Raw genomic sequence first — 16,590 nt, forward strand, 5'->3', positions numbered from 1 at the left:
GCCCCTAATTTCTACTCGTTCGTTAAATAAAACAGGCATGTCAGGTATTTCCTCTGCTATACGATTGGCAAATTCGGCCAGTTTTTTTCTGCAAAGATGTATCGCTAAGCTTGTTAGTTCGTCGAATTATTTGTGCGTAAAATGCAGTTTAATACCAGTCTAAAATCTAGCTCGGTTTTCATTCTACTGAGGTGACAGTGCACTTACGCATTCCCCTACATTGACGAGCCCGTTAGTCGCACTCTGTCTTAAAGTAAGGGTTATCTTCTTTGAAATATGAAAACCATATATGGCTTGATTTTGAGGCTGTAGCACGAGAACCGCCAGCTTAATGATGGGCAATACAGCTATTGTATTTATTGGATTGATATTGATAGAAAACAGTAATGTATAGTCGATCGAAGCTGAAATGGTTACTAAATTGGCATCAGCAAAAGAGGTGATTTAAAAGCCATTATGCACAGAGATGATTTAGTGAGTTAACTTTAGCGTCCAGTCTGAGTATCATCAGTCCAATATATTATCCCGCATCAATTGTGGTCGTTTAATCCAACGATTGAGTAATGAGTATGAAAGCGCATTTGATCACCCGTCAGGGGTGGCAAACTTTAGATAAAGAATTGAAGTATTTGTGGAAGGAATATCGGCCGCAAATCACCCTTAAAGTCCAAGAGGCCGCGGCGCAGGGAGATCGAAGTGAAAACGCGGATATACATACAATAAAAGGCTTTTACGTCAAATAGATAGCCGTGTTCGTTACTTGGTGAAGCGGCTTGAAGAATTAAAAATCGTCGATTATTCGCCGCAGCAGGAAGGCAAAATATTTTTTGGCGCTTGGTTTGAGCTTGAAAATGAAGCCGGTGATCGCGTGCGTTATCGGATCGTCGGTAAAGATGAGCTCGATACAAAATTAGGCTATATCACCATCGACTCGCCCATGGCGCGTGCCTTAATCGGCAAGCAAGTGGATGATGAGGTGCTAGTGCAAACACCCTCGGGTCCAAAAGAGTGGTATATCAATCAGATCCGTTATACCCCTTTTGAAACTACTCTCGCCAGCGAGGCGAATTAACCACAGACTTGCCGCTCTTAAAATAGCGGCGGTAGTCACGGGATTGCGGGAAAGATCAAACTCTCTGATTTGACCTAGGCTTTAGCATGAAACATACGGGGCGCCTGTGGTATCTTTGGCGCAATAACGACTTACTTTACAGTTAGGCACGACACTTTATTTATGCAAACTAATGCACATAACATCGCTCAGATTATCGCTCTAGAACTGAATGTTCGTGAGCAACAAGTTGCCGCAACCATCACTCTGCTTGACGATGGTGCGACAGTTCCCTTCGTTGCCCGCTACCGTAAAGAAGCCACGGGCGGTTTAGACGATACACAACTGCGTACCTTGTACACGCGTTTAGGTTACCTGCGTGAGCTGAACGACAGACGCCAAGTGATCCTGTCTAGCATCCAAGCTCAGGGTAAGTTAACGCCAGAATTACAATGGGCGATTGACGAGGCAGACAGTAAGACACGCCTCGAAGATTTATACCTGCCCTTCAAACCTAAGCGTCGTACTAAGGGCCAAATCGCTATCGAGGCTGGGCTTGAGCCATTAGCCGATGCATTACTGGCTGATCGTAGCGTAGATGTCGAGACTACAGCGGCAGGCTATATCAATAGCGAAGCGGGTTTTGCCGATGTTAAAGCTGTGCTCGAGGGCGCGCGTTATATTCTGATGGAGCGCTACGCTGAAGACGCTGAATTACTGCGTAAAGTGCGTGAGCATTTAAGCCAAAACAGTGTGTTAGAAAGCCGTTTAATTGCAGGCAAAGAGAAAGAAGGCGCGAAGTTCCGCGATTATTTTGAGCATACAGAACAGTTAGCTAAGATCCCATCACACCGTGCACTGGCTATGCTGCGTGGGCGTAATGAAGGTTTCTTAACCTTATCTATGAATGCTGACCCAGCCGCTGAAGCGGGCCAAGGTAGTTACTGCGAAGTGATTATCTGTGATCATTTAGGGCTGAAATTAGGTGATAGCAGCGTTGATCAATGGTTGAAAACCGTGGTGACGGCGACATGGCGTATTAAGATTGCCCTGCAGATGGAAACTGAGTTTATTTCGCAAATGCGCGAACGCGCTGAAGCCGAAGCGATTAAAGTTTTCGCCCGTAATCTAGGTGATTTATTGATGGCCGCTCCTGCGGGCGCGAAAGCCACCATGGGACTCGATCCTGGTTTACGTACCGGTGTTAAAGTCGCTGTGGTCGATAACACGGGTAAGTTGTTGTGCCATGCGACTATTTTCCCGCACGCACCGCAAAATCTGTGGGACAAGTCGATCCGTACTTTGGCTAACTTAGTCAAAATGCATAAGGTTGAGCTGATTGCGATTGGTAACGGCACTGCATCACGGGAAACTGACAAGCTGGCCGCTGAGCTGATTGCCGAAGTGAAAGATACCCATCCACATTTGACCAAAGTGATGGTCAGTGAGGCGGGTGCGTCTGTGTATTCTGCATCGGAAATGGCGGCGTTGGAGTTTCCTGATCTTGATGTGTCGATTCGTGGCGCTGTGTCTATCGCCCGCCGCTTGCAAGATCCATTAGCCGAATTGGTGAAGATTGAGCCTAAGTCTATCGGTGTCGGTCAATACCAACACGACGTGAGTCAAAGCCAATTATCGGGTTCGCTGGAAGCTGTGGTGGAAGACTGTGTAAACGGCGTGGGTGTAGATCTCAACATGGCCTCAGTGCCGTTATTGTCACAAGTGGCTGGTTTAAATAAGACGTTAGCGAAAAACGTGGTCGATTATCGCGATGCCAATGGTCAGTTTAAGAATCGTAAAGAGCTGCTGAAAGTGCCGCGTTTAGGGCCTAAAGCCTACGAGCAAGCAGCGGGCTTTTTGCGTATTCGAGAAGGGGACAATCCACTCGATGCCTCGTCTGTGCATCCAGAGGCTTATTCGCTAGTGGAAACTATCGCTAAGACTAAGCAAGTAGAGTTGGCGAGCCTGATGGGTAACTCAGATTTACTGCGCAGCATCAAGGCAGAAGAGTTTATTACGGCGGAATTTGGTCTGCCGACGGTGACGGATATTTTAGCCGAACTGGATAAACCAGGACGCGATCCCCGCGGTGAGTTCAAAACTGCTAAGTTTAAAGATGGTGTTGAAGAACTTAAGCATCTGAAACCCGAAATGGTACTCGAAGGCGTAGTGACCAACGTGACTAATTTTGGTGCCTTCGTCGATATTGGCGTACATCAAGATGGGCTGGTGCATATCTCTTCTCTAACCGACAAGTTCATCAGCGACCCGCACACTGTGGTGAAAGCGGGAGATGTGGTGAAAGTCAAAGTAATGGAAGTTGACGTTGAGCGCCGTCGCATCGGTTTGAGCATGCGTTTGGATGAAGCTATTGACCAAAGCAAGCCGCAGCAAAGACCGCACAATCCTGCCAGAACTAATCACGGTAAAACACCGCAGTCAGCGAAATCGGCTGCGCGTCCTGCGCAAAAGCAAACACCTAAAGCGCCAGCAAACGCGGCCATGGGCAATGCCTTTGCCGATGCCTTCGCTAAGCTGAAAAAGTAGACGCTGTAATGTTAATACTCGGGCATACGTCATGTCCGAGTCGACTTTTTAACCTGTTACTCACAAAATTGTTGCATAAATGTCGTCTTAGGGAATATAAAATCGGCATTTAATGCAACGTTAAGCAAAATCGGTTGTCATAGCACAGCTTATTCACCGATTTTTTCAAATTGACACTCCAAAGCAGAGTGGCTCTTTTTACACGTTTTGGGGTAACACATGCAATCTGGTTTATCACCTCGCGGGCGAAACAATGCCCATGGGCCTTTTCGCGTCATCTTTATCTTTTCGTTATTAGTGCTTTTCATTGTCACTGTGAGCCGTATCGCTTTAGGGCTGTGGCAAGCGGATCGCGTGGCCGCTGTGGATGGCTGGTCGCATCTATTAATTCAAGGTTTTCGCGTCGATATTGCAACTCTGTGTTGGTTATGGGGTATTGCTGCCTTAGGGACTGCATTATTTTCAGGTGATCATTTTATTGGCCGTCTATGGCAGCCGATTTTACGGGTGTGGTTAACTGTCGGCTTGTGGATCATGCTGTTTTTAGAAGCATCGACCCCCGCATTTATTGAAGAATACGGTTTTCGTCCGAATCGTTTGTACGTGGAATATCTGATCTACCCGAAAGAAGTGCTTTCTATGCTGTGGGCGGGTCGTAAGCTTGAGCTTATTTTCTCAATATTATTAACCATAGGTACACTCTGGGGCGGTTGGGTTCTCAGCGGTAAACTGACGAGAAACCTGCGCTTTCCACGCTGGTATTGGCGTCCAGTATTAGCGTTAATCGTTATCGCAATTACGATATTAGGTGCCCGTTCAACCTTGGGTCATCGTCCGCTTAACCCCGCTCTGGTGGCCTTTGCTGACGATCCATTAGTGAACTCTTTAGTGATTAACTCTGCTTATTCCTTGGTGTTTGCCATCAAGCAGATGGATAGTGAAGAAGATGCTTCTAAAGTGTATGGCAAGCTAGATAACGCGGAGGTTATTGCAACGATTAGGCTGGAAAGTGGTCGCCCTGAAAGTGCCTTTACTTCAACGGATATCCCATCACTGAGCTTTAACCAAGCCAGTTATACTGGTAAGCCAAAGAACTTAGTGATCCTACTGCAAGAGAGCTTAGGCGCACGTTTTGTCGGCAGTTTAGGTGGGTTACCCCTGACACCGAATATCGATGCCTTGTCTAAAGAAGGTTGGTACTTCGATAACTTGTACGCTACTGGTACACGATCTGTTCGCGGAATCGAAGCCGTGACAACAGGTTTTACGCCAACGCCAGCTCGTGCTGTGGTGAAGCTAGGTAAGAGCCAAGTTGGCTTTTTCAGTATTGCTGAATTACTTAAAAATCATGGTTATACAACGCAGTTTATTTATGGTGGTGAGAGCCATTTCGATAATATGCGTAGCTTCTTCTTGGGCAACGGCTTTAGTGACATCATAGATCAGAAAGATTACAAATCTCCGGCCTTCGTGGGTTCGTGGGGCGCGTCAGACGAAGATTTAATGCGCAAGGCGAACAGTGAGTTTGAGCGTCTGCATAGTGAAGGTAAGCCTTTCTTTAGTTTAGTGTTTAGTTCGAGCAACCATGATCCATTTGAATTCCCAGATGATCGTATCGAACTTTATGAACAACCTAAGCAAACTCGTAATAATGCGGCTAAATATGCCGACTATGCGGTTGGTGAGTTTTTCAAATTGGCGAAAAACGCAGACTATTGGAAAGATACGATTTTTATCGTGGTTGCCGACCATGACAGTCGAGTGGGTGGTGCGGATCTGGTGCCAGTATCGCGTTTTCGTATTCCGGGATTAATTCTTGGGGATAATGTTGCGCCAAAACGCGATCATCGTATCGTGAGTCAAATTGACTTGCCGCCGACTTTGTTATCCTTGATTGGAATATCTGACTCTTACCCTATGCTGGGCCGTGACTTAACTCAGGTCAGCGATGATTGGCCAGGGCGTGCTCTGATGCAATACGATAAAAACTTTGCGCTGATGGAAGGTAAAGATGTGGTCATTCTGCAACCAGAGAAAGAGGCACAGGGTTTCGAATATAATGAAAAAAACGAGCAGTTAACGCCTCATCCACCCGCTGCTGCCGCGCTAGAGAAGAAAGCCTTAAGTTGGGCATTGTGGGGCAGTTTGGCCTACCAGCAAGAGCTGTATCGTTTGCCTAAATAAGCGTTAAACAGAATGGAAAATGCCGCTATTTTTAGCGGCATTTTTGTTTATCATTCCTGCTAATTTTGTGCGCAAACGGATTCATACAATTGGAATAGGTTAAATCCACGTCGACATAATAGATTCTTGCTCTGGCTGAGTCTGTTGTTGATAGAACTGACTAATGCGTTGCCCAAGTTGTTGATAAAATTGACTCGATTCGCCTTGAAGCGATTGCCTTGCCGTACTGCTGGTATTCGCTTTGGCGTTACTGCTGGCATAACTTGCCGCACCTTGACTGACCTTTAAGCGTATATCCTTACGTTGCAGCGCCGCTTGGCCTCTTGCAGCAATTTTTAGCGTTTTAGGTAAAACACGCTCGGCCACTACAAGGGGCGCTTTTTTCTCTTGCTGTTGTTGGTTCTGTTGCTGTGAGGATTGCTGTTGCTGCTGTTTTTCTTGAACTTGTTGCTGATTATGCTCGAGCGTTTTCGCCTGTTGTTGAGCTTGATCCGCAGTGCGTTCATTCTGTGGATTAAAGGCGCGTTCTTCGTGACCTTTAGTTGCCGCTTGTGGTGGGATGACCACAGGTTTCAGTTGGTTGTCGACCCGAGCCGAGTCCGTCGCGACATTACTGGTCGCTAGCGGAACTTGGGGGTAGTTACTGACAACTAACATTGAAAATTCCTTGGCACATTAATGGTTAAATACTAGCCATTAATCGCTCAAAGATAAAGCGTTAACGTGTCTGTAACGTTAACCAAGGCATAAATACCTGCAAAAACTCCTGCTGATGGGAAATAAAGGGCGCGTGGGAGGCTTTGGCTAGCATCACATCCTCACTTTGAGCAGTGATGGGCATTTTAGGTGGTACGCGTTTGGGCACTAGCCCGTCGAGTCGGCCCCAGATCCTTAGCCAAGGTTGTTGCAACTCTATCAGTTGCAGCCTTAAGTCGACGTCGGTCAGCATATTTAGGCCTTGAGTTAAGGCTCTGGTATTGGGTAAAGGACGTGCGAGGACAAGATCGCGTAGTTGTTTGATATCTTTCTTGGCGGTTTCGCTACCCATGGCTTGAATCGCCAGAAATCTCTCTATAGTTTTAGGTAAATTTTGGCCGAGTTGTTCTCTAAATTGATTGAGGACTTGTGGCGGAATGCCCGGCCATGCTTCGTCTTCCCTTGCCATAAAGCAAGGGGATGAGGCAATAGTAATCAAGCCTTTGATTTTTTGTGGATAACTTAACGCTGCCTGAGTCGCAACGAGCCCACCGAGTGACCAGCCGGCCCAAATAGCGTGTTCAGGCAATGCAGCGACTAAGGTATCGACCCAGGTTGATAGGCCACCTTCAACCATTTGGCTATGGCCGAAGCCCGGCAAGTCTACATAGTGCACCCTATACTGAGACAGTGACTCATGTAATGGCGTAAACACAGCGCTATTCACTCCCCAACCGTGAAGCATCACCAGATCTGGCCCTTGGCCGCTGATTTCAATATGCAAATTTGCTTGGTTTGTGGATGTCACTTGGCTCACTTGAGTGCCTCAAAAATGGATTAGGTGAATGTATGCCGCACTTTGTCAAAAGGATTTGGCCGCAATCTGCTTTGCGGATAATGCGTTTAGGCTATCAACTCGGTACAAGGTGGTTGGCGGGCAGTTTACCTAACCGTTGCCTGCTGTGCCACCAATCCATATCACTTCCCGAGACTGGCATTTGCGCCATTTGTCTTCAATCTGGCTTATATCATGGGCCTATTTGCTTAGGTTGCGGTAAGTCGATGCAAATAGAAGTCGATTATTGCGGTGAATGCCAAAAGCGCCAGCCACGTAAAGTTATTGCGCCTTGTAGTTATCATCAAGGTTTGGGTGCTTGGGTTGGTGCGATTAAATATCAAGGTCAACTTGCCGCTTTGCCCGTGCTGTGTCGCGCCTTAGTGGCACGACTTAAGGTATTAGAACAGCAAGGATTAATCTCGCTGCCTCAAGCGATAGTGCCAGTTCCATTGCATCCAAAACGTTTGCAACAACGGGGATTTAATCAGGCTTGGTTAATTGCCCATGAGTTATCGCAGCTCTTGCAATTGCCGTTAGTGAGCGAAGGGTTAACGCGTCAACAAGACACTCGACCGCAGGCGGGGCTTTCGGGTGCACAGCGACGACGCAACTTACATGATGCCTTTATGTTAGCGGATGATTTTGCGTTCCAGCGTGTTGCATTGGTGGATGATGTGGTCACCACTGGCACCACAGTCTCTGAAATTGCTCGCTTATTCGAAGCGCGTTATGTACATGTTCAAGTATGGTGTTTGGCAAGGGCTGAAGCGCCAGGCTTGTTGGATGACATTTAAAAACGGTTAAAAGCATTGCTCCATTATATGCTCCATTATATCTTTGCGTATGTCAAAATTATGTCAAAAATACTGCGTAAAAATGAATAAGTTTTAATTTTGCGACAAGCTGTAAGTATCTGTATCAATGGGTTTTGTTTATTTTTTGTATTGAGATACCTTCCTATGTTATTTCGTTTGGAGGGTATTTATGGACGCTAAACTGGCGCGATCAAATGCAGATACGGCATCAACGCTGAAGGACGTTATTCAGGCGATAAACTACTCTTTGAAGCTACATGGTTTTTGTGGTTTCTGGTTTCAAGGAGTTCCACATTGTGCGTATGAAAATTATCACTTTCCAAAAGATACCAATCTGTTCTCTCCTACGGCACTAAGAAAACCTATCGCCAGCATAGCTTCTTCCCCTGTTATGGCTGAATTACAGCGTTATTATTTAAATCAGATAGCCTCCCATGATTTCAATTTTGGTTTTTCATTGGATACTTCAAAATCTTATATGTATAGATTCACGAGTGAAAAAAATGATAAGACCAGCCTACTGTTTAGTAAGCATAATATTCAAAGTGTTTTGAGCTGGCCCATCTCATTCCACTCTAATCGTCATTGGGCAGGCCGGTTTATACTACTTAGCCATCTTAGTGCTTCGGAGGTGGTGTTAGAGGGATTGGCAGACACTTTAAAAGAAGCTCAAAACAAGCTTTTTGAATGTAATAAACAATTGTTCAATCCATTTCTACAAAGCTCTCTGCTTAAAGATAATGCGAGAGATATCCTACTTATGGTCGCAAACGGTCTTCAAAACGACGAAATTTCAACTCAGCTCCCGATAAGTGTCAGAGGAGTTGAATATCATATGGAATCCATGCGTAAGAAATTTGGTGCTACAAATAGAGCAAATTTAATCCATTTAGCCCATCAATATGAGTTGATCTAAATATGTTGATATTACTGGTTGAAGATAATCGACTTCTTTCTAACAACATCATTCAATATCTTGAATTGAGTAGTATAGAGTGTGATTACGCTTTCAATCTGGCACAAGCGGATATGCTCATTAGTCAGCAGCAGTTCGACGCTATTATTCTCGATCTAAATTTGCCGGATGGTGATGGGATTGAAGCGTGTGAACGCTGGAAAGCACAGTGCATTACCTCACCAGTAATCATGTTAACTGCACGTAGTAGTCTGAATGATCGCTTGAGTGGTTTTGCTGTGGGCGCGGACGATTATTTAGTAAAACCATTTGCAATGGAGGAACTGGTCGCGCGATTGAAGGTGGTTGCTCAGCGTCGTCCCGCGCCCCAAAGGTTGACTATTGGCGACCTAGAAATCGATTTTGCAAACCACATGGTGTATCGGCAAGGGCAACAGCTGGCTTTGTCTAAAACCGGATGGCAGATCCTGGCTTTATTAGCTAGGCGTAGTCCAGAAACGGTGAGTAGAGAAGAGATTGAGCGAATGCTTTGGCCCGACAGCGTACCTGATAGTGACAGCTTGCGCAGCCATATTCATCTTTTGCGTCGAGTGATCGATCGCCCCTTTGAACGGCAAATATTACATACGATTCGTGGCGTCGGTTTAAGCCTTAGAGATGATATCAATGCAAGCGCCTAAACTTAGCCTCAAGCGTAGTTATCAAGTGTGGGGAGTTATTTTTCTATTAATAACCTTAGGTGTAAATAGTTTTATCCCGCTTTGCATGATGTGTGCAGGTATGATTTCTATGCATGAAGTCACAATGCACAATGCAGGGCAAGCGGCCGAAGCATTACTGAAGCTGGCGGAGTCAACTCAGCAATCATTACTTCATCAACCACTTCTAAAAACCGATAACTTAACTGTCTATCCTCATTGGCTAGATATTCCGCTGCAAATTCGTGAGTTAAGTAACAATGAAGTCTTAACTGATGCGAGCACAATTCGCTATGAGCATGCAGAAGGTCCCATTGTTAACGCGTTAAGTGTGTACTACACCCAAACTGGCCAGCCGCTATACGTTTGGCTGCAGTTTAGTGTTACCCATGATTTGCAATTTGCCCCTAAAAATATGACGGCGATCTTGCTGCTTGTTTTGATAACCTTTTGTGCCAGTGCAAGTTTAGCGTTTTATATGCAAAGTAAAGTGATTACGCCTGTTCATCAAATTAGTCATGCGATTAAACAACATGATTGGGAAAGAGGAGGGAAACTGAGTTTACCTGAACAAGAATATGCTGAATTAAAGGCAATTGTTGATGCTCTAGATAACTCGATTTTACAACTTCAGGAGGCTCAGCAGCGAGAACTCAATTTTTTACGTTTTGCTAGTCATGAGTTACGTACGCCAGTCGCCATATGCCAGTCTTCATTTGAAATCCTCGCTTTACAACAAGGCGAGCTTGCAGGGCCAACGCTGTATGCTTCCCAAGCGACCAATCAAATGAAGTCACTCATTGAAACCCTACTATGGTTAACTAATAAAGAGTGTTCCAGCTTAGAAAATGAAAATGTCGCGTTATCGCCTCTACTTGCCTGTATTATCGAGGAGCAGCAACGGGTACATGGTTATGAGCAAAAAATTCAATTATTGTGTGATGATACTTGTTTGCCCGTTCAGCTTCATCCGCTAAAAATAATATTAAGTAATTTATTAAGGAATAGTATTGAGCATGGTGGAGTCGATATTACTGTTACTCAAGAAGGTCATTGTGTTGAAATTACTAATTCTTACAATAGTAACGGTCATAATGGATTTGGTTTAGGGCTTTTACTGGTGAAACGTCTCGCGAATCAACTGGGTTGGACTTTTACTAGCTCATCTGCAAATAATGTATTTGTCGCTAGATTGGAAATATCTAACAGTTAAGTAATAGGAGCTGTAAATTTACTGCATTAAACCACACACTTTTAAAATGCAAAAGCGCCGTTGGGCTTAGATCACATAGTCATCATGCTATTCGTAGTAACTTTATTATATAAAGTTTACTGGTCGATAAGTATTTTAAAATACTTCCTAGAATACATGGTTGAGAGGGGCTCTATGTGTAAAAAAAGTGTGGCATCTATTTTAGTCAGTGCAATTATTTTTAGTGGTTCAGTATATGCTGATGTGAATAAAACGAGCGTGGATTTAGGTTATAAGTTTTATACCAGTGACGCAAAAAATGATAACCCAGGTGTTTTTAATCAACCTTTTGTAAAGTTGAATCATTTAGGAATTGCTGATTGGGGTACTTACTTTGCTAATCTTAAGCTCGAAAACCCTGCTGAAATCGCGGAAAATCAGAAGAACCTTGATGGTAAAACTACCATTAAGTCATTATTGATACTTGAAAATAAGCTGGGAGAGTCGCAGTTCAACTTCTGGACTCAGAACTTTATCTCTGCGAGTGAAACGCTAGTTGAAGATAATCTTTACTTAGGTATTACCCATAATGCAAAAATTCAAAATTTATCACTAAACTATGGTGTCGGTTTAAATTATACCATTGGTAGCTTTTCCCCCACATCAGAGAAGTTTAATGATCTGTCAGGTTATGCCGTGGTTTTAAATGCAAAGTACCCATTTGAGTTGCTAGGGTTAAAACATAGTTTAAGTTTGAATTATGAAGCACAAATTGATAGGGATGCAGCGCATCAAGCATTATTTTCATATGACAGCTATGGCCATCAGATAATTACAACATTACAAACAAGTCTCACGGATTCAATATTTTCAAAGTTATATGTCACTCATTATGATAGCTGGGGTTCGCAATATAATGATGGGGTTGAATACGGTATATCTGTTGGTTATCAGTTTTAACAGTTTATCAAATAGGTTGAAATTTTGATAAGTAGAATCTCATTTAATTTGGTGCTGTTCTAAATTTTATCAAAAATAATAAGGGAATTGTAATGCATTATAAAAAATCCATTATTGGTATTGCTGCAACGGCAACAGCAATTATTGTCGGCTGTCAAGTTACCCATCAAATAGTAAAAAGCCAGGGAACCGCTCAAGGCAAGCATGGCGAAGTGCAGGTCGAAACCACATTCAAAGACGGACACATTGTGGCGATTGATGTACTAAAGCAAAAGGAAAATAAGGTCCTTGCTGGTGCCGTATTTAAAGATGTTAAACAGGCGATTATTGATAATAACTCTATCGAGGTTGACGGTATTGCAGGCGCAACCGTAACGTCTAAAGCGCTTAAAGAAGCCGTGGGTAAAAGTATTGAAGCCGCAGGTGTTACGTTAGTTGCTGTCGCTTCAGCTAAAAAAAATGAAGCATTAACACCAGCAGAATATACCTATGATGTGGTGATTATTGGCTCGGGTGGTGCAGGTTTCAGTGCTGGTTTAGAGGCTATGACTGCGGGACGAAGTGCAGTGATTATTGAAAAGATGCCTATTATCGGCGGTAATTCTTTGATTTCTGGCGCTGAGATGAATGTGGCCGGTAGTTGGGTGCAAAAAAATATGGGGGTGACCGATAGCAAAGAGCTGTTTATTAGCGACACGCTAAAAGGCGGCGATTTCAAAGGTGACCCTGAAATGGTTAAGACCATGGTCGATAATGCGGTTGATGCTGCTGAGTGGTTAAGGGATTACGTCAAAGTAGAATTTTACCCAGATCAATTATTTCAGTTTGGTGGACACAGCGTGAAACGTGCGCTAATCCCTAAAGGTCATACCGGAGCAGAGGTGATCAGCAAGTTTTCTATTAAAGCTGAAGAAGTAGGCTTACCAATTCATACCAATACTAAGGCTGAAAAGTTAATTCAAGATCAAACGGGCCGAATTGTGGGTGTAGAAGCGATTCATAATGGCAAAACGGTAACCTACTATGCAAAACGCGGTGTTGTGATTGCCACGGGTGGCTTCTCGTCTAACATGGAAATGCGTAAAAAATATAACCCAGAGTTAGATGAACGTTATGGCAGCACTGGTCATTCAGGTGGTACTGGTGACGGTATTGTGATGGCAGAAAAAATACATGCAGTAGCTAAAAATATGGGATATATCCAGTCATATCCTATTTGTAGCCCAACCTCGGGCGCGATTGCCTTGATTGCAGACTCTCGCTTCTTTGGTGCGGTGTTAATCAACCAGAATGGTGAGCGCTTTGTTGAGGAATTGGAACGCCGAGATGTGATTTCACAGGCCATTCTAGCCCAACCAGGCCGTTATACTTATGTGCTCTGGAACCAAGCTATTGAAGATGTTGCCCATACTGTTGAAATGCATCAAGGTGAACTGAAGGAATTCACAAAAGACGGGCTAATGTATAAGGTCGACACCCTAGAAGAAGCCGCTAAAGTCTTTAATATTCCTGAAGACAAGTTGTTATCAACGATTAAAGACGTTAATCGTTATGCCGCAACAGGAAAGGATGAAGCCTTTAATCATCGCTCAGGATTAGTCGATTTAAGTAAAGGACCTTATTGGATTTTAAAAGCGACACCTTCTGTGCACCATACTATGGGTGGACTAGCGGTTGATACACGTACTCGTGTACTTGATGAACAAGGAAAGGTGATTCCGGGCTTGTTTGCTGCGGGTGAAGTGACTGGTTTAACCCATGGAACCAATCGACTCGGTGGAAATGCTTACACTGATATCATTGTCTTTGGTCGTATCGCGGGACAAGAAGCGGCTAAATAGTTTGTATTTTATGTCTGGCTTAAAGCGACCCAATTGGGTCGCTTTTGTTTGTAAATGATGCAGTTCACTCGCGTACAACACATTCGTTTAAAGCTTGTTTATGATGAATAAATCGTGATCGCTATGGCAAAAATCCATAAACTTGCTATCCAAAGGACTACAAAGCGAAGGTGAGTCGGAGTATCATACGGCTAATTCTTACTAAAACACTCAGGTATCCCCTGACGGAGCAGGTTTTCATGATTACCATTTCCGATGCGGCTCAAGCCCATTTTGTTAAGTTGTTAGCAGATCAACCTGAAGGCACTCATATTCGCGTATTTGTGATCAGTCCTGGTACCTCGCAAGCCGAGTGTGGTGTGTCTTATTGTCCACCGGATGCAGTGGAAAGTGATGATATTGAAATCGAGTTCACTGGCTTCAATGCTATGGTCGATGAGAAGAGTGCACCTTTCCTTGAAGATGCCACTATCGATTTTGTGACTGACCAATTAGGTTCACAACTCACGCTCAAAGCACCTAACGCAAAAATGCGTAAAGTGTCTGGTGATGCACCTTTAGTCGAGCGTATCGAATACGTGATCCAATCTGAAATTAACCCTCAGTTAGCTGGCCATGGTGGTAATATCATGCTGGTTGAAATTACCAAAGAAGGCGTAGCCGTACTGCAGTTCGGCGGTGGATGTAATGGTTGTTCTCAAGTTGATATCACCCTGAAGGATGGTATCGAAAAACAATTGTTAGACATGTTCCCAAGTGAGTTGACTGGCGTACGTGACGTGACAGATCACCAACACGGTGAACATTCTTACGCTTAATCTTGTTTGTTAAGCTGAATGAAAAACGCGACCTTGAGTCGCGTTTTTTATATTTGGCTTTCGCTTTAAGTGCAGTTGTTAAGTTATAACTTAGGGTTGAGATTATCAGCTAAGAACTTATCTAAGGCTTTAAAAGTCGCGAGTCTGTTGTCGTTATTGCTCAGGTAATGATCACCATTTTCCAACTCAATATACTCCACTGGTTTATTTAGTGATTTGAGCTCGTCATACATTTCTCGGCTATGTTGAACCTTAACGACCCTGTCTTTATCGCCATGAAGCAGTAATACTGGGATGTTAATTTTATCTGCTTTACTGATAGGTGATCGCTCATAGAGGGCATCGAGATCATCTCCTATTTGCTCTTTAACCACTTCATAGTTGGTATGTCTGCGGCTTGATTTTACTAGGTAGGCCACATCGGTCACACCAGCTACACTGATGGCGCAACGGTAAAGATCGGGAGTCATGGCAGCCCCCATTAAGGCCGCGTAACCACCATAACTCGCACCGGCAATACAAATGCGTTTGGGATCGCTAATCCCTTGCGCTATTAGGTAACGAGTCCCGTCTTCAACATCGTTTTGCATTTCGAGCCCCCAGTTTTTTAGGCCAGCCTTCATAAACTCATAGCCGTAACCTGCCGACCCCCTGAAATTCATTCGAAATACTGCATAACCCCGATTAGCGAAAAACTGTGCCCAATAGTCAAAGTCGTTACTGTCGTAACTGATCGGGCCGCCATGGGGGAAAATAATCGTCGGTAGCTGTTTAGCTTCGAGTCCCTTTGGCACTGTTAGGTAAGCATCGATTTTGAGCTTATCCCTTGCTTCGTAAGTTAGATGTTGGGTGTTGGCGAGTAGCTCACTATTGAGCTTGCCGTATCTGTTCGCGATGGGATATAACGTTTTTTCGTCCCTATCGCCGAAATAATAAGTGCCAGGCTCGGTTGAGCTGGTGGAATACACTATGTAGCGGCGTTCATTTGCACTGAATTGAGTAATATAGTTGTGAGCATCGGGTAATACAGCCTTAAGACCATTTTGTAGTCCGACATATTCTGTTTCCCAGAAGGTGTATTCCTCGCCGTCGCCTTCACTGATACCAATGACTTTTTTCTTTAATTGCGAGTAGAGTAAATCCCCTTCGACGTCAGTTGCTTCATTGGCGTAAACCAACTCTTTTGTAAGATTAGGGTCGGTCAGGTTCACTTTAAAAATGGCTTCGAAACCTTGGTGATAGGCGCGAACGTAGAGGATATTAGGGTCTGCATCAAAACCTAATGGCCAAACAGTGTCCTCAGAAAAAGCTTTAAAGGTCCAAAGCAAGCGTGAATCACTCTTTTGCTCGGCCTGTTCATAAATGCGGTACTCAGTATCATCGTTGTAGATAGAAATTCGGACTTTGTGCTGCCTGTCGGTAATCCAACTGATGATCTTCTTTTTAGCATTTTGGGTGTAACTGGATTTCCCCTGCGCTAAATTGACTTTCAGAACGCTGTCTTCGCCTACGTTTTCTCCCATTCCGTCTAATGACAGTAAAATATTATCGGGATCATCTGGCATAAGATCGATAATTTGTCCCTGATGTTGCGGGATCCAATTAAGACGGTCTAAGACGCTGCGCGGAAGGACACTCGAGGTCTTTTTCGTGGTCAAATCATACTTAACAAGGCGGGTTTCGGTTGTAGGTGTCCCGTAACGGTTAGCCGGAAACTTAGCACTGATCAGTAAGATATTATCGTTTGCCCACTGCAGAGACAGGATGACAAATTTTTGGTTATCTGTGTGCAGCGGAATGCTTTTTTCGCCTGTTTCTATATCTTGGATACTAACGACAGTACCTTTGAGTTTGGCTTGATCGACCCGTACAACAGAAGCGATTTTTTTGCCATTAGGCGAGAGCTGCACAGAGCTAACATCTGGGATGCTTGCAAAGGCTTCAACGGGTAATTGTGGCGCAGTGTTGGCAACCGTATAGTTACATAGCCACAGCAATAGCAGCGGTAAAATCCTTTTCATTATCGATTCACAT

Annotated in this window: 12 protein-coding genes and 1 pseudogene; 10 read left to right on the forward strand and 3 right to left on the reverse strand. The window is 44.2% G+C overall.

What is annotated here, in order from left to right:
* The first annotated feature begins 569 nt into the window (after positions 1 to 569).
* From greB to HGO26_RS18940, 3 genes and pseudogenes are all read left to right on the forward strand, one after another.
* Positions 570 to 1,072, forward strand: a pseudogene (greB, locus tag HGO26_RS18930) (transcription elongation factor GreB).
* A gap of 162 nt (positions 1,073 to 1,234) precedes the next feature.
* Positions 1,235 to 3,598 (forward strand): Tex family protein, encoded by a 2,364-nt coding sequence (locus HGO26_RS18935; protein WP_168827187.1) that lies wholly within the window; start codon positions 1,235 to 1,237, stop codon positions 3,596 to 3,598.
* Between the two features lie 219 nt (positions 3,599 to 3,817).
* Positions 3,818 to 5,782, forward strand: a complete 1,965-nt coding sequence (locus tag HGO26_RS18940) for an LTA synthase family protein (protein ID WP_168827189.1) — start codon at positions 3,818 to 3,820, stop codon at positions 5,780 to 5,782.
* A 99-nt stretch (positions 5,783 to 5,881) separates the two neighbouring features.
* Here the strand turns inward: HGO26_RS18940 and HGO26_RS18945 are convergent, their stop codons facing one another.
* Both HGO26_RS18945 and bioH read right to left on the reverse strand, forming a co-directional pair.
* Positions 5,882 to 6,439: a hypothetical protein gene (locus HGO26_RS18945; protein ID WP_168827192.1), complete on the reverse strand. Its 558-nt coding sequence runs from the start codon at positions 6,437 to 6,439 to the stop codon at positions 5,882 to 5,884.
* Positions 6,440 to 6,500: 61 nt separating this feature from the next.
* A complete protein-coding gene (gene bioH / locus HGO26_RS18950; protein ID WP_168827194.1) occupies positions 6,501 to 7,295 on the reverse strand; it encodes a pimeloyl-ACP methyl ester esterase BioH in 795 nt (264 codons plus the stop codon).
* A 32-nt stretch (positions 7,296 to 7,327) separates the two neighbouring features.
* On the opposite strand from bioH, the gene HGO26_RS18955 reads away from it, so the two are divergent.
* The 7 genes from HGO26_RS18955 (at position 7,328) to nfuA (ending at position 14,556) form a co-directional block, all read left to right on the forward strand.
* Positions 7,328 to 8,110, forward strand: coding sequence for a ComFC family protein (locus HGO26_RS18955; protein WP_168827196.1), 783 nt, complete (start codon positions 7,328 to 7,330; stop codon positions 8,108 to 8,110).
* 190 nt (positions 8,111 to 8,300) lie between these two features.
* Positions 8,301 to 9,047 carry a helix-turn-helix transcriptional regulator gene (locus tag HGO26_RS18960; protein WP_105250657.1) on the forward strand — a complete coding sequence of 249 codons (747 nt, stop codon included), beginning with the start codon at positions 8,301 to 8,303 and terminating at the stop codon, positions 9,045 to 9,047.
* A gap of 2 nt (positions 9,048 to 9,049) precedes the next feature.
* Positions 9,050 to 9,727 (forward strand): response regulator transcription factor, encoded by a 678-nt coding sequence (locus HGO26_RS18965; RefSeq protein ID WP_168827198.1) that lies wholly within the window; start codon positions 9,050 to 9,052, stop codon positions 9,725 to 9,727.
* Entirely contained in the window at positions 9,714 to 10,958 is a 1,245-nt protein-coding gene (locus HGO26_RS18970) for a sensor histidine kinase (protein ID WP_168827200.1), read from the forward strand. The genes HGO26_RS18965 and HGO26_RS18970 overlap by 14 nt, the downstream gene beginning before the upstream one ends.
* Before the next feature lie 174 nt (positions 10,959 to 11,132).
* On the forward strand, positions 11,133 to 11,897 hold the full coding sequence (locus tag HGO26_RS18975; RefSeq protein ID WP_168827202.1) for a nucleoside-specific channel-forming Tsx family protein: 765 nt from the start codon (positions 11,133 to 11,135) through the stop codon (positions 11,895 to 11,897).
* 92 nt (positions 11,898 to 11,989) lie between these two features.
* Positions 11,990 to 13,738 carry a urocanate reductase gene (urdA, locus tag HGO26_RS18980; RefSeq protein WP_168827204.1) on the forward strand — a complete coding sequence of 583 codons (1,749 nt, stop codon included), beginning with the start codon at positions 11,990 to 11,992 and terminating at the stop codon, positions 13,736 to 13,738.
* Positions 13,739 to 13,977: 239 nt separating this feature from the next.
* Positions 13,978 to 14,556, forward strand: a complete 579-nt coding sequence (gene nfuA, locus HGO26_RS18985; RefSeq protein WP_168827206.1) for a Fe-S biogenesis protein NfuA — start codon at positions 13,978 to 13,980, stop codon at positions 14,554 to 14,556.
* An 83-nt stretch (positions 14,557 to 14,639) separates the two neighbouring features.
* Here nfuA and HGO26_RS18990 read toward each other — a convergent pair whose 3' ends face one another.
* Positions 14,640 to 16,577, reverse strand: coding sequence for an alpha/beta hydrolase family protein (locus HGO26_RS18990; RefSeq protein WP_168827208.1), 1,938 nt, complete (start codon positions 16,575 to 16,577; stop codon positions 14,640 to 14,642).
* Positions 16,578 to 16,590: the final 13 nt, after the last annotated feature.

The organism is Shewanella oncorhynchi, assembly GCF_012584455.1.
Lineage (GTDB): Bacteria > Pseudomonadota > Gammaproteobacteria > Enterobacterales > Shewanellaceae > Shewanella > Shewanella oncorhynchi.

What these genes read in the sequence shown, in the direction of transcription:
- HGO26_RS18935 (WP_168827187.1), top strand. Translation starts at nt 1,235, where the DNA reads ATGCAAACTAATGCACATAACATCGCTCAGATTATCGCTCTAGAACTG.
- HGO26_RS18940 (WP_168827189.1), top strand. Translation starts at nt 3,818, where the DNA reads ATGCAATCTGGTTTATCACCTCGCGGGCGAAACAATGCCCATGGGCCT.
- HGO26_RS18945 (WP_168827192.1), bottom strand. Translation starts at nt 6,439, where the DNA reads ATGTTAGTTGTCAGTAACTACCCCCAAGTTCCGCTAGCGACCAGTAAT.
- HGO26_RS18955 (WP_168827196.1), top strand. Translation starts at nt 7,328, where the DNA reads ATGCCGCACTTTGTCAAAAGGATTTGGCCGCAATCTGCTTTGCGGATA.
- HGO26_RS18960 (WP_105250657.1), top strand. Translation starts at nt 8,301, where the DNA reads ATGGACGCTAAACTGGCGCGATCAAATGCAGATACGGCATCAACGCTG.
- HGO26_RS18965 (WP_168827198.1), top strand. Translation starts at nt 9,050, where the DNA reads ATGTTGATATTACTGGTTGAAGATAATCGACTTCTTTCTAACAACATC.
- HGO26_RS18970 (WP_168827200.1), top strand. Translation starts at nt 9,714, where the DNA reads ATGCAAGCGCCTAAACTTAGCCTCAAGCGTAGTTATCAAGTGTGGGGA.
- HGO26_RS18975 (WP_168827202.1), top strand. Translation starts at nt 11,133, where the DNA reads ATGTGTAAAAAAAGTGTGGCATCTATTTTAGTCAGTGCAATTATTTTT.
- urdA (WP_168827204.1), top strand. Translation starts at nt 11,990, where the DNA reads ATGCATTATAAAAAATCCATTATTGGTATTGCTGCAACGGCAACAGCA.
- nfuA (WP_168827206.1), top strand. Translation starts at nt 13,978, where the DNA reads ATGATTACCATTTCCGATGCGGCTCAAGCCCATTTTGTTAAGTTGTTA.
- HGO26_RS18990 (WP_168827208.1), bottom strand. Translation starts at nt 16,577, where the DNA reads ATGAAAAGGATTTTACCGCTGCTATTGCTGTGGCTATGTAACTATACG.